Source organism: Enterobacter sp. MGH 4, from assembly GCF_000534735.1.
In the GTDB taxonomy this organism is placed as follows: Bacteria; Pseudomonadota; Gammaproteobacteria; order Enterobacterales; family Enterobacteriaceae; genus Enterobacter; species Enterobacter intestinihominis.
Map to the genome: position 1 here is coordinate 291,533 of NZ_KI973295.1, position 13,820 is coordinate 305,352.

Annotated in this window: 14 protein-coding genes; 3 read left to right on the top strand and 11 right to left on the bottom strand. The window is 52.3% G+C overall.

Annotated elements, in window-relative coordinates; translation table 11 throughout:
* Positions 1–57: 57 nt before the first annotated feature.
* From L350_RS04715 to zapE, 11 genes are all read right to left on the bottom strand, one after another.
* Positions 58–762, bottom strand: coding sequence for a DUF1120 domain-containing protein (locus L350_RS04715; protein WP_240183875.1), 705 nt, complete (start codon positions 760–762; stop codon positions 58–60).
* Positions 759–1,289, bottom strand: a complete 531-nt coding sequence (locus tag L350_RS04710; protein WP_032626444.1) for a DUF1120 domain-containing protein — start codon at positions 1,287–1,289, stop codon at positions 759–761. The genes L350_RS04715 and L350_RS04710 overlap by 4 nt, the downstream gene beginning before the upstream one ends.
* The gene (locus L350_RS04705; RefSeq protein WP_032626447.1) at positions 1,286–3,673 is read right to left on the bottom strand and encodes a fimbrial biogenesis usher protein; all 2,388 of its coding nucleotides are present in this window, start codon (positions 3,671–3,673) and stop codon (positions 1,286–1,288) included. Before L350_RS04705 ends, L350_RS04710 begins: the two co-directional genes overlap by 4 nt.
* Before the next feature lie 24 nt (positions 3,674–3,697).
* Complete coding sequence (locus L350_RS04700) at positions 3,698–4,369, bottom strand: fimbria/pilus chaperone family protein (protein WP_022649549.1); 672 nt, start codon at positions 4,367–4,369, stop codon at positions 3,698–3,700.
* Positions 4,370–4,516: 147 nt separating this feature from the next.
* A complete protein-coding gene (locus tag L350_RS04695) occupies positions 4,517–5,263 on the bottom strand; it encodes a DUF1120 domain-containing protein (protein ID WP_022649550.1) in 747 nt (248 codons plus the stop codon).
* Between the two features lie 49 nt (positions 5,264–5,312).
* Positions 5,313–6,053 (bottom strand): DUF1120 domain-containing protein, encoded by a 741-nt coding sequence (locus tag L350_RS04690; RefSeq protein ID WP_022649551.1) that lies wholly within the window; start codon positions 6,051–6,053, stop codon positions 5,313–5,315.
* A gap of 268 nt (positions 6,054–6,321) precedes the next feature.
* Entirely contained in the window at positions 6,322–6,819 is a 498-nt protein-coding gene (sspB, locus tag L350_RS04685) for a ClpXP protease specificity-enhancing factor (protein WP_032622090.1), read from the bottom strand.
* A 5-nt stretch (positions 6,820–6,824) separates the two neighbouring features.
* Positions 6,825–7,463, bottom strand: a complete 639-nt coding sequence (gene sspA / locus L350_RS04680) for a stringent starvation protein SspA (RefSeq protein WP_003860438.1) — start codon at positions 7,461–7,463, stop codon at positions 6,825–6,827.
* A gap of 307 nt (positions 7,464–7,770) precedes the next feature.
* Entirely contained in the window at positions 7,771–8,163 is a 393-nt protein-coding gene (gene rpsI, locus L350_RS04675; RefSeq protein ID WP_003860436.1) for a 30S ribosomal protein S9, read from the bottom strand.
* Positions 8,164–8,178: 15 nt separating this feature from the next.
* A complete protein-coding gene (gene rplM, locus L350_RS04670; RefSeq protein ID WP_003860434.1) occupies positions 8,179–8,607 on the bottom strand; it encodes a 50S ribosomal protein L13 in 429 nt (142 codons plus the stop codon).
* Positions 8,608–9,391: 784 nt separating this feature from the next.
* Positions 9,392–10,516 (bottom strand): cell division protein ZapE, encoded by a 1,125-nt coding sequence (gene zapE, locus L350_RS04665; RefSeq protein WP_023298735.1) that lies wholly within the window; start codon positions 10,514–10,516, stop codon positions 9,392–9,394.
* 189 nt (positions 10,517–10,705) lie between these two features.
* Between zapE and zapG the strand changes: the two genes are divergently transcribed.
* The 3 genes from zapG (at position 10,706) to degS (ending at position 13,802) form a co-directional block, all read left to right on the top strand.
* Positions 10,706–11,104, top strand: coding sequence for a Z-ring associated protein ZapG (gene zapG / locus L350_RS04660; RefSeq protein ID WP_022649554.1), 399 nt, complete (start codon positions 10,706–10,708; stop codon positions 11,102–11,104).
* A gap of 170 nt (positions 11,105–11,274) precedes the next feature.
* Positions 11,275–12,642: a serine endoprotease DegQ gene (gene degQ, locus L350_RS04655; protein ID WP_022649555.1), complete on the top strand. Its 1,368-nt coding sequence runs from the start codon at positions 11,275–11,277 to the stop codon at positions 12,640–12,642.
* Positions 12,643–12,734: 92 nt separating this feature from the next.
* Entirely contained in the window at positions 12,735–13,802 is a 1,068-nt protein-coding gene (degS, locus tag L350_RS04650) for an outer membrane-stress sensor serine endopeptidase DegS (RefSeq protein ID WP_003860430.1), read from the top strand.
* Positions 13,803–13,820 lie beyond the last annotated feature (18 nt).

The window sequence follows — 13,820 nt, forward strand, 5'->3', positions numbered from 1 at the left end:
CGCGGCGCCAGCGGTGAACTGGCGCGTCTATTTTCGATATTCTTTTGCAGAAAGAGATTATAAATAGACCAGCGTAATCACCGCCTCGCCGTCCAGCTTGATCTCTTGCCCGCTGCCAAGCCCGTTGGCGACTGCGGCACTCACCTGAAGCGGAACGACCGCCGATGAGATCGGCTGCGGAATATCCGTGCCTTTTTGCACAAACGTATAGAAAAAGTCCTGCTGGGTCGGCAAGGGCAATAGCGTCGTGCGCGTCCATGGACCATTTTTGGTCGCGGCCCCGGCGATCTCCACCTGAACAGCGGCACTTTCGTCGGCTGCCGTCACGCCTGACGCGTTAATTTGCACCCCATAACTGCCAATCGGCTTCTGCTCGCTGGTCAATCCTAAACCAAACAGGCGGGTCGTATCACGCACATAGGCACCGTTATTTATCTGGAATTTTACCCCTTCTTGCCCGGATTTATCTTTGCCAACGACCACGGAACTGGCGCGGGTATCACGCGCGGTAATCGCAACTCCCGTAGAAGATTCACACGTCACCGATAGTGTAAGATCGCGAGTACCAAGCTGTGTGAATGCGCTGGAGGAGAGCGACCCCGCATAGCGTGTGCCGAAATCTGCCACACCGCCATTGCTCAACGCCGGTGTACAGGCGGCAGCGTCAACGGTGACATCCACATCAATATTGACCGTATCAGTTGCCCATACCGCTGAAGCGGCAGACATTCCGCAGAGTAATAGCGCTATACGCTTTTTCATTGTACATCCATCCTTACGCGTAAATTTCCGCGCCACACTTCTCTGTCCGTAATATGGTTACTTTTGAAGCGCGGTTTGATGGTAAGCGTGACAGACGCCGTTTTTCCCCGCAGCTCCTGACCGTTGATAAACGCAATCCCTTCGTTAAGCGCTGGCGCGATCTCTCTCACGCCGCCATTGGTAACCCACGGGTCGCCGGCATGGATAGCCGCCAGATTGACTGTACGATCGTCCACCGTTGCCTGCGCGGCAGTAACGCGCATGACGCCGTTATCACCAAAACCAAATTCATGCCCTTTCGGTACGTTACTGCCCAGAAAGAGACGAATACGCGACGGTTCATCGCATATCACGTTCAGGACAATCTGTTTCTCCGGCATCTCAATCAACCTGTTCCCTTCCGCCTGGCGCTCTGCGGCACTCATACGGCCATAGCTGAGTTTTTGCTGGCTTGATACTAACTGGCAGTCAGCCATAGCATGCAGAGAAAACGCCATTGCGCACACGGCTAAAATAAGCGCCTTCATTTACACACCTCATTGACAGTTTCATAGAATGTATCGGTATTTGCCTCTTTCGGAAGCTTCAGACCAAATGCACAGGTGCCGTTATCCAGTTTTGCCACCACCTGTTGAGCAGGTTCAACATCGTTAAAAAAGACCACGCCGTCATCCACTGAGGTCGTAAGATAATTTCCGTGCGAATCCTCAAGGGCGATCCCTTTCGGCAGCTTTTTACCGTTTGCCAGGATAACGTTCACCAGTGCACGTCGCTGGGTTAACGCAGTAAAATCAAGATGCCCTACCGCTCCTTTGCCAAGCGTGACGACACGGGTTCCATTCCCGATATCCATATTTTTCGGCAATGTTTCCGTATCCACTTCTACCCGCGCTGGGCGCCAGGCTCCCACTGACGGTACCACTGCCTGACCACGGAAGTCGGTCCATACCGGCCCCTGGGGCGTGTCAATCCTCACACCGGAGACGGGTTTATCCAGAACAGCGATCGCGAACGTGTCGCGGATCGCCCATGGAGAGAACGTAACGCCTTGTCCATGAACCGCGATGCCCCCCTGTAGCGATCCTGAATAGCTGCGGCTATTCTCGTTATCCGAACTGGCGCTCAGGCCAAGCTGCGTATAGTGAAGGTTGCTGCTTATCCCACCGTTTACATTATCGCGATTCGTGGCCTGATCGTGTTCAGCTCCCAGCGACCAGGATGTGGTATCACTTACAACGCCAAGCGCAGAGGCGCCATACCGCGTTTTATGGTCATCATGACGGCTGTACAGGCTAACGCTATTGCTGGCTCCAAAAGGAATACTGAGGTTGACGTAGAACAGATCGCCATCATCCTCATTCTCCTCATCTGCACTCAACTGATGTTGCCAGTTCATGGAAATCGTGGCGTACTTGAATGACTTGTTCCAACCCGCAGAGATGAAGCGGGAATCATCTGACTTATCATAACCCTGCGTTTGGTAGTAGCTGGTGCTAAGCGTGCCTAAGTAGGGCACACTCCAGGTCAGCCCGGCGGAATACTCATTTTTATTACCGCTGTCGAAATCATCATCCAGTGCTTCAAAAAGTTCGCGATAGTCTTGCGATTTATGCGTAACAGAGGCGTTAGCCCCCATGCCAAATGCGGGGTCAGAACTCCATGTTGCCGATAGCGTGTACCTCTGCCCTTTCAGTGAATCTTTCGAATCGTTGGACTGGTTCGCCTGGAGTGAAACAAGCCAGGCTGGTATCGGCACTGTATCAAGGCTGGTGGCGACAGCCTGGTAATCTTCGCCTACGATTGAGCCTGCGTTGACATTCACCCGTTCGCTTAGTTTCCAGCCTCCAGAAAGGCTGGCTACCCATGGCGTTTCACTATAGCTATCGCTCACTCGTCCCAGCGCGAAGTGATATCCTGAAGGCGCCCCTGCGCTCTGGTTATACAGCGCTGCGGGCACCACATAGCTGTGCTGGCTGCCATCGGTTTCCACTACCGTCACGTTCAGATCGCTAACGCTGTTACGTACCGGCACATCGGTAAGATTAAACGGCCCGACCGGCACCAGTGTGCTGTACACCAGAACATTTTGCTGACGCACTTCAATACGGGCCTGAGGCGTATTGGCGATACCGGACACGCTCACTCCGCTACCGCCCTGTTGTAAGGCGCTCTCCGGTGAAAGCTCGATACCATAGATTCCCGTTCCCTGAAGAAGGGAGTTATTGATATTGACCTCGCCCGCCCTCAGGGTACTTTTCAGGGGGACAAAAGTATGCTGCAAATAGGTCGACGAGTTATTACTCTCGAATTCTCCGTCGCTCCGGCTCAGCAGTTGCTGAGTACGTAAGATCCAGTCGTCGAAATTGACCCCACCGTCCAGCATGGCCTGTGAATAGTCAGAGTGCCCGTCACCAAACTCATTGCGCGAGGAGAGAAGAGAATAATTCAACAGCGCAGCAGTGCCACCGGAAGTATAAGCTCCGATATCCGATTCGCTGTTTGCTATCCGATCCGCCGGTACAACCAGACTTAGAGATTCTTGCGCAGGCGAAGCCTCCACAATAGCGCTCGGGATATGACCGGTATAATCGTAGCAGCCGGACTCATAGTCAGAGGGAACTTTTAATCCTGCCTGCTCCATAAAAGGTTTGTCGAAACAGAGATCGCCGTTGTTGTCGAAACGAGCAATAACGTTGCCTTTATTATCACCATTCACCTTCAGGGCGACTGAAACGCTACCCGGTAAATACTTCGTCTTGCGAGAGAAATAATTTGATACGTCCGGGTTTATCCCCAGTGAACGAAGCGTTTCCTGATCAAAATTAATGGCAGCAGTCTCCATCTGCTGAGCCATCGACTGGCCAGAACAGACCAGGCCAATGAGACAGGCGAGTAACGTTTTTTGCTGCATATCCTTTGCTGTCCTTATAGAGGCTTACTTCAAATCTGTAGTAAAGCGATCCCCTTTATAGCCGTAACGACTCGCCGGATAGAATTCAACTTTATTATCAGAGAAATTTGGTAATGTTGTTTTTATCGAGGTGTGAGGAAGGATGTAGGTCTTATCCAGCACACCCGCTTTTCCTGAGGGTAATGTTTTAAAGGATGCCGTTATACGAACAACGTAATCGCTGGGATTGTTGATAACCAGGCCATCACCCTTTTTGTTCCATGTCAAAAATTTCCATGGCTGCGTCTCCTCAGGTAGACCCGCAGGATGAATTACAACAGGAAGATCCTGGCGGATAGTCAACGCAACTTTATCTTCTCCTTTCTCCTTTGGAGGAATGCCTTCGAACGTGACGCGTTTAAGTTCTTCATACTTCATGGGTTTGCTGGTTTGCAGCAGAAAACGCATTCGCTGTGTTTCCCCGGCGTCGACACGGACTACAGGTTGAGAAACGATTAAACGAATAGATTTATCGCTATCAGGTAAATCTACAATGTTTGTATAAAGCAATGCAGGTTGCGAATCCGTATTTTTAACATTCATACTGGCTTCGCCTTTTTGTGCATCGACTAATAAAACCGATGTTTCTGGAACCATACCGGTGGCACAACACTTTGTCGCTACAGCCAACAACGCAAGATATAGAATTTTCTTCATGACTTTCCACTCACATAAATAAATAAAAATCATACCGGCATTATTTTTATTATTCTTGCGGCAGAGAAAGCTATTTTAATGCAAAAAAAGCGTGACAATGGCTTTTAAATACTCTAACCATTGCCACGTTAATTAAGCGTTAAATTATTAGAGATATACCAGACTAATGGTTGCGTTACCATCCAGCGTAATTACGTCAGTCGTACCTAATACCGAGTTATCCTGCACTGCAGAGGTAACCAGCAACGGCACGCTAAGCTGTTTGAAGGCTTTTGGCTGCGTGGTACCGGCTGTTGCTACGGTATTCGCTTTTTGGTAGCCCGTGCAGCCATTAAGCGAGCAGAGGTAACCCAGGCCTGGCGCAACTTTCTCCCAGGAACGCTGACCTTCAGTGATGCTCCCTGTTACCAGGGTGTCAACATTCGCGCCATCCGCTGTGACCGCTTCAGTATTGATGGCAACGGTGTAAGCACCAATGCTCACGCCAGCGGTGGTTTTACCCAGACCAAAGGCACCAGCGGTGTTGCTGAAGTCTGATTTATCCGTACCGCTACCTGCGATAAACGCGGTTGAAGACAGGTTAACGCGACTGTCCAGGCGGTTATCGGTGGAGGTAAAAGCAACGCTCATGTTGCTTTCGCAACTGATATTTAGCGTGATGCTTTTCTGCCCCAATTGTACCAGCTTGTTTGTCGCACCGGTCGGTGCAATATTTTGGTTCAGTACCGTTCCATAATCTACAACGCCGCCATCAGGCAGGGTCGGCGTACATGCAGCCGGGTTAATCGTACCGACAACTTTCAGCGTAACATCGTTAGCGGCCTGGGCAGCAAAAGCGGATAAACCGAAGGCTACGGCGACGGTTGCTGCGGAGAGTACTTTTTTAAATTCCATTATTTTCATTTCCCGATTTATTTTCTACAGCATTTAGCAATAACGAATATCAAAGATAAACAAGGCTCAGCGTGGCATTACCGTCAAGCGTGATAGTATCGCCTGTACCCAATACAGTGTTGTCCTGAAGCGCAGTCGTAATGCGTAACGGCATATTCATAACTTTAAAAGCTTTTGGTGTGGTGGTTCCCGATGCAGCAGCCGTAAAGACACGTGTCTGGCCTGTGCCACTGTTAACTGGTGCAAAAGCACCCGTACTGGATTTTACCCAGGTATAATTTGATGTATCGGTACCTGTGGCTGCAATGAGATCAGCGACAACACCATCTGTTGTTGTATTAACGGGATCTGCTGCAATGACATAGGAGCCAATATTCACACCCGCACTCGTTTTACCCAAGCCATAGGCGTTTCCTGAAGCGTTAGCATTTACATTATCGAAAAACCCATTTTCAATATAAGCGGCGCTCCCCAGGCCCACACGAGTATCATGGCGGTTATCCGTAGAAGTCACCCCAACGCTGGTATCGCTGTCACAGGTAATAGTGAGAGTAATACTTTTAGCCCCCAACTGAACCAGTGTATTCGCCGTGCCAGTTGGATTGATGGTAGAAGCTGGCATTGTGCCATAATCTACCACTCCACCGTTTGGCAGTGAGGGTACGCAGGAACCAGGAACGATATTACCAATAACTTTCAACGTCACATCATTAGCAGCGTGTGCATTTGACATGGCGAGGGCTGCACAAATAGCAGCAGATGAAAATAATTTTTTAAAAGTGATATTCATAATTTGTCCTTAAAAGAAAATCCGTTTTTGTTAACGCACATATATATTTTCACAGGGTGATATCGGATACAATCAAATTAAAATAAAACATTATTGAAGATAAATTTAACTGTCCTACAGAAAATAACCCAACAAGATTAATCCCATGCCAATTAATAGACCGATATCTTTTGCAAAGACACAAGTTTTTTAGAGAGTAATTTTATGCAGAAAATAAAAAAACCTGCACAGTTGTGCAGGTTCGGAAAAATATTGTGCTTTATGAAGTTTATTTGACGACACGGAGTGCCGGACGACCACCGCGCGGAGGCGGATCGTCATCAGGGTCATTGTCGTCGTGATGGTCGGGTTTATCGCCATCAATCACAGACATTACCGTGTCGCTTTCACGTTCATCGGATGTCCCATCATCGTTCAGGCTGGCGACCTCTTCATCATAAGCCGCTTCCGGTTCGAACATGGTACCTGCACCGTTTTCACGGGCGTAGATAGCCAGAACCGCAGCCAGCGGAACGGAAACCTGACGCGGCACGCCGCCGAAACGCGCATTAAAGCGCACTTCGTCGTTCGCCAGTTCCAGGTTACCCACTGCACGTGGCGCAATATTCAGTACAATCTGTCCGTCGCGTGCGTATTCCATTGGAACCTGCACGCCCGGCAACGTCACATCCACAACCAGGTGCGGCGTGAGCTGGTTATCCAGCAGCCATTCATAGAAGGCGCGCAGCAGATACGGACGGCGTGGTGAAAGTTGTGACATTTCCACAGTCATTAGCCTCGGCCGAGACGCATTTCGCGCTCCGGTTCAGTTAAGGATGCCAGGAAAGAGTCGCGTTCGAATACGCGAGTCATGTAGCCTTTCAGCTCTTTCGCGCCAGGACCGCTGAATTCTACGCCCAGGGTTGGCAGGCGCCACAGCAGCGGTGCCAGGTAGCAATCTACCAGGCTGAACTCATCGCTCAGGAAGAAAGGTTTTTGACCAAATACCGGCGCAATCGCCAGCAGCTCTTCACGCAGCTGTTTACGCGCAGCATCCGCTTCTGAAGAGGAACCGTTAACGATAACGTTCATCAGCGAGTACCAGTCTTTCTCGATACGCTGCATGTACAGGCGGCTTTCACCACGCGCAACAGGGTAAACAGGCATCAGCGGCGGATGCGGGAAACGCTCATCCAGGTATTCCATAATGATACGGGATTCCCACAGGGTCAGCTCACGATCCACCAGCGTCGGTACGCTTTGGCTCGGGTTGAGATCGATCAGATCCTGAGGCGGGTTATCCTTTTCCACATGCTCGATCTCAAAACTGACACCCTTCTCGGCCAGCACGATACGAACCTGATGGCTATAAATGTCAGTAGGACCAGAAAACAGCGTCATTACCGAACGTTTGTTGGCAGCGACAGCCATGAAAACCTCCAGGTATATTCAGAATTTTTACTGCTACCAGCCCAACGGGGCCAGCCAGATGATGTATCGCCCATCCCAGAGAAAACACATTGTTCAAGAATCGAACAAAAATCGAGTATTCACCGATATTTGGGCATAAAATTGGATGATAGTTTACCAGATTTTGATGGCTTTGTGGTGAGGGGATGCCGGAAATGTGGAAAAAGAGAAGATATATGAAATGTTACTGTGGATAACCTGCGCATTATCCATAAAAAAACCCGCCGAAGCGGGTTTTTCGCCAATCGTTCTGCGTAAGCAGAATAGATTAACGTTTGGAGAACTGTGGACGACGACGTGCTTTACGCAGACCCACTTTCTTACGTTCAACCTGACGAGCGTCACGAGTAACGAAGCCAGCTTTACGCAGTTCAGAACGCAGGGATTCGTCGTACTCCATCAGCGCGCGGGTGATACCGTGACGGATCGCACCTGCCTGACCGGAGATACCACCACCTTTAACGGTGATGTACAGATCCAGTTTTTCTACCATATCAACCAGTTCCAGCGGCTGGCGAACTACCATGCGGGCAGTTTCGCGACCGAAGTATTGTTCCAGAGAACGCTGGTTAATTACGATTTTACCACTGCCCGGTTTAATGAAAACGCGAGCTGCGGAACTTTTGCGGCGACCAGTGCCGTAGTATTGATTTTCAGCCATTGCCTATAATCCCGATTAGATGTCAAGAACTTGCGGTTGCTGTGCCGCGTGGTTGTGCTCGTTGCCTGCGTAAACTTTCAGTTTACGGAACATAGCACGACCCAGCGGGCCTTTTGGCAGCATGCCTTTAACCGCGATTTCAATCACACGCTCAGGACGGCGGGCAATCATCTCTTCAAAGGTCGCTTCTTTGATACCACCGATGTGGCCGGTGTGGTGGTAGTACATTTTGTCAGTACGCTTGTTGCCGGTAACAGCAACTTTGTCAGCGTTCAGAACGATGATGTAATCACCGGTATCAACGTGCGGAGTATATTCCGCTTTATGCTTACCGCGCAGGCGACGAGCCAGTTCAGTAGCCAGACGGCCCAGAGTTTTACCGGTCGCGTCAACAACATACCAGTCGCGCTGTACGGTTTCTGGTTTAGCTGTAAAAGTTTTCATTAAAAGCTTACCCAAATAATAAGTTACACGTTGGTGAACACCCAAACGTTTAGTCAGTTGAGGTTCACACGACAAAGTCCGGCAAACCTACCCCTTCGAATAGCACATGCCGACACATAGAAAGTTTCGGGAAAAAAACCTTCTCGTAACGTGGGGTCGCAAGATTATAGAGAAGTTGAGGTCAAAGATCGACCCTTAAATGTGATTTGGGATGGGTTTTTCGGGGCTACGTATTGTGCGGTCTGGTGCCCTCACCCCCAGCCCCTCTCCCACAGGGAGAGGGTAGCGTTTGTTAAGGCCTGGTGCCCTCACCCACAGCCCCTCTCCCACGGGGCTGAGGGTTCCCCACAAATTAATGCGAGCACTGAGCAATCCCCTCGCCCCTCCGGGGAGAGGGTTAGGGTGAGGGGAACATACGGCGGTGGTGGTCATTCCGTTCACTTTATGTTCCTTGCTACTCTGTAACGACATGACCGGTGAACGTGCCAGGGTGGCTCAGTCGCCACCACCCTGGCGACCCGGGCTCCCGGCGGTAAATCGCCGCTTCGCGGTGCCCTCGGCTTATTCCTTCCGGCTTATCGGGTACGGGCGGAGGCAACGTCCCTGTAAAGCCGCCCTCTCGGCGCATCCCTGCGCCTCGCCCCGGCCGGAAGGCAAACGCCTCAGCGATTTACAGCCGGACCAGGGCATCGCTGACAGCCCTCAGTCATTTAGAAAGCAACTTTATTGCTTCTGCATAAAAAAATTACTGGGGATCCCTCAGCCCACGGGGAGAGGGTAGCATTTATGGCATATGCTCACGCTTGAGGTACTCTTCGCTCTGCATCTCTTGCAGGCGCGACAGGCAGCGCTGGAACTCAAACTTCAGGCGCTCGCCCTGATAGATCTCATATAAAGGCACCTCGGCACTGACTACCAGCTTGACGTGGCGCTCATAAAACTCGTCCACCAGCGCGATGAAGCGGCGCGCTTCGCTCTCCATGAGAGGGGTCATGACGGGCACATCCCATAACATAACGGTATGGAACAGTCGCGAAAGCGCAATGTAGTCATGCTGACTGCGGGCGTCCACGCAGAGCGTTGCAAACGAGACGGCCAGCGTCTGGTTCTCTACGCCAAGCGTCGGCAACGGACGATGATTAATCTCCAGCGCTGGCGCGTTATCCTGCGGCGCCCCTGCCAGCGCCAGCCAGAGTTTATCCATCTCGCGGGATGTGTCGGCATTCAGCGGTGAAAGCCACAGGTGCGCCTGCGTCAGCGTGCGCAAACGATAGTCGACGCCAGCGTCGACATTCATGATGTCGCAGTACTGCTTAATGGCATCTATGGCTGGCAGGAAACGCGCCCGCTGGAGACCGTTGCGATAAAGCTCATCCGGCGGGATATTTGAGGTCGCCACCAGGGTGATCCCACGCGCAAACAGCGCTTTCATCAGCCCCCCCAGCAGCATCGCGTCCGTAATATCGGAAACAAAGAATTCGTCGAAGCAGAGTACGTCCGTTTCCGCCTTGAAGCGGTCCGCCACGATTTCCAGCGGGTCGGTTTCGCCCTGGAGCGCCGTCAACTCCTCATGAACCCGCAGCATAAAACGGTGAAAGTGCAGACGCTGCTTACGCGTGCCGGGCAGGCTCTGGTAGAACATGTCCATCAGCCAGGTCTTACCCCGCCCAACGCCGCCCCACATATATAAGCCACGAACCGGTGCGTTTACCGTGGGCTCTTTTTTGCCCAGTAAACGGCCGAATGCCGCCTTCAGCCCACTGCTCTGCACCGCATCGGCGGGTTTCGCCAGAAGCTCCTGGTAAATCGTGTCCAGGCGGTTTACCGCTTCACGCTGGACATCATCCGGCTGGTGTGTGCCCTCACTCAGGGCGAGTTGGTAACGCGACGATGGGGACAGGTTTTGCATGATGTTATTGTTATTCCTTTAGTTAAACCTCATCAGCGGCCGTGGCTGATGAAAAAAAGGCCGTTCTACACTACGCGATGATACGTCAGGATTCCACTTCTGCGGAAATAGCGGTTATAGTGGCATAATCAGGCACAGGCAGGAGCCGAGCCAACACCCTACGGAACAACAAGACAACGGGAGAAGTTCATGACCTGGGAATATGCGCTAATCGGTTTAGTCGTCGGCATCATCATTGGTGCTGTGGCCATGCGTTTCGGTAACCGCAAATTGCGTCAGCAGCAGTCACTGCAATACGAACTGGAAAAGAACAAAGCCGAACTGGAAGAATACCGCGAAGAGCTGGTCAGCCACTTTGCCCGTAGCGCTGAGCTGCTGGACAACATGGCGACAGATTATCGCCAGCTCTACCAGCACATGGCGAAAAGCTCCAGCAGCCTGCTGCCGGAAATGACCGCGGAGAGCAACCCCTTCCGCAATCGTCTGGCGGACTCTGAAGCCGGTAACGATCAGGCACCGGTTCAGATGCCACGCGACTATTCAGACGGCGCGTCCGGCCTGCTGCGCGGTGGCGTAAAACGCGATTAATCGCACAACCTGAATAAATTTTACGGGCGCACCTTATGCGCCCGTCCTTTCTTCCCGTCCCCAGCTATTATTTAGTCAAACACCTCATTGTTCAGCGGTTGAAAATTCAATAACATCAAGATGTTTTTGGGGCCGTTCTTTTTCATTCCAGGATACGAGAGTCAGCATCGATGAAGAAAAAAAACCAGCTGTTGAGCGCCTTAGCGTTAAGTGTCGGGTTATCTCTCTCGGCGTCCTTCCCCGCCAGTGCGGCACTACCTTCGCAGGTGCCAGGACAAGAAGCCATTCCCAGCCTTGCGCCGATGCTTGAAAAAGTCCTGCCTGCGGTAGTCAGCGTTCAGGTGGAAGGGACGGCACGCCAAAGCCAGCGTATTCCCGAAGAGCTGAAGAAATATTTTGGCGAAGAGGCGCCGGATCAGCAGGCTCAGCCGTTTGAAGGCCTTGGTTCGGGCGTGATTATCGACGCGGCCAAAGGCTATATCCTGACCAATAACCACGTGATCAGCCAGGCTGATAAAATCAGCGTTCAGCTGAACGATGGCCGGGAGTTTGACGCCAAACTGATCGGCGGTGACGATCAGAGTGATATCGCCCTGCTACAGGTGCAAAACCCCAGCAACCTGACCCAGATCGCCATCGCCGATTCCGATAAGCTGCGCGTGGGTGATTTTGCCGTCGCGGTCGGTAATCCGTTCGGTTTAGGGCAGACCGCCACCTCCGGGATTGTCTCTGCCCTGGGGCGCAGCGGCCTGAATCTCGAAGGGCTGGAAAATTTCATCCAGACCGATGCCTCCATCAACCGGGGCAACTCCGGCGGTGCGCTGCTTAACCTGAACGGCGAACTGATCGGCATCAATACCGCTATCCTCGCACCGGGCGGCGGTAGCATCGGGATTGGTTTTGCCATTCCGAGTAACATGGCTAAAACCCTGTCTCAACAGCTGATACAGTTTGGCGAGGTTAAGCGCGGGCTGCTGGGCATTAAAGGCATGGAGATGAGCGCCGATATCGCCAAAGCCTTTAAGCTCAACGTCCAGCGCGGGGCGTTTGTCAGCGAAGTGCTGCCCAACTCAGGCTCTGCGAAAGCGGGCGTGAAATCCGGTGACGTTATTGTCAGCCTGAACGATAAACCGCTGAGCAGCTTCGCTGAATTACGTTCGCGTATTGCCACCACGGAGCCTGGCGCTAAAGTGAAGCTGGGCCTGATCCGCGAGGGCAAACCGCTGACCGTGGAAGTGACACTGGACAAGAGCACTTCCTCTTCCGCCAGTGCAGAACAGATCTCCCCGGCGCTACAGGGCGCAACGCTGAGCGACGGTCAGCTTAAAGACGGCACGAAAGGCATTTCTGTCACTGCCGTTGAGAAAAGCAGTCCAGCCGCGCAGGCAGGTTTACATCAGGACGACGTGATCGTGGGCGTGAACCGCACTCGCGTGCAGTCTATTGCCGAAATGCGTAAGGTGCTGGAGAGTAAACCGGCGGTCATTGCCCTGCAAATTATCCGTGGCAACGACACCCTCTACATTTTACTGCGTTAACCATTTGCGACTCCGGGCATCGCCGCTGCGTGTGATGTCCGGATAACTCATGTTATGCTGCAAACCGTTCCTTTTTTAACGACACACGCATCATGCTTTTAAAGCTCTTTCGTTCAATTGTCATTGGTTTGATCGTTGCCGGTCTGCTGCTGGTGGCTATGCCATCTTTACGCCAGTTCAACAAACTGTCGGCTCCTCAGTTCGACAGCACGGATGAAACGCCTGCAACGTACAATCAGGCGGTACGCCGTGCCGCCCCCGCCGTGGTTAACGTCTATAACCGCGGGCTTAACAGTTCCGCTCATAACCAGCTGGAGATCCGCACGCTCGGTTCCGGTGTGATCATGGATGACCGGGGTTACATCATCACCAATAAACACGTGATCAACGATGCCGACCAGATTATCGTCGCCTTGCAGGATGGCCGCGTGTTTGAAGCCCTGCTGGTGGGGTCGGACAGCCTGACAGATCTGGCGGTGCTGAAGATCAACGCCACGGGCGGTCTGCCGACTATCCCGATTAATCGCAAACGAACGCCGCACATCGGCGATGTGGTGCTGGCGATCGGTAACCCGTACAACCTGGGCCAGACCATCACTCAGGGGATCATCAGCGCGACAGGTCGAATTGGACTGAACCCGTCAGGGCGGCAGAACTTCCTGCAAACCGATGCCTCGATCAACCACGGTAACTCCGGCGGTGCGCTGGTGAACTCTCTGGGCGAACTGATGGGCATTAATACCCTCTCCTTCGACAAGAGCAACGATGGTGAAACACCGGAAGGGATTGGCTTTGCCATTCCGTTCCAGCTGGCGACCAAGATCATGGACAAGCTGATCCGCGATGGCCGCGTGATCCGTGGCTACATCGGTATTGGCGGGCGTGAAATCGCGCCGATGCATACACAGGGCGGTGGTATCGATCAGATCCAGGGGATTGTGGTCAACGAAGTGGCACCTGGCGGCCCGGCGGCCAATGCAGGTATCCAGGTGAACGACGTTATTCTTTCCGTCAACGGCACGCCGGCGGTCTCTGCGCTGGAAACGATGGACCAGGTGGCGGAAATTCGACCGGGCTCTATCATCCCCGTAGAAGTCATGCGTAATGACAAGAAGCTCACGATTCAGGTCACCATCCAGGAATACCCGGCCACTAACTGACGGGCATAAAAAAACGGA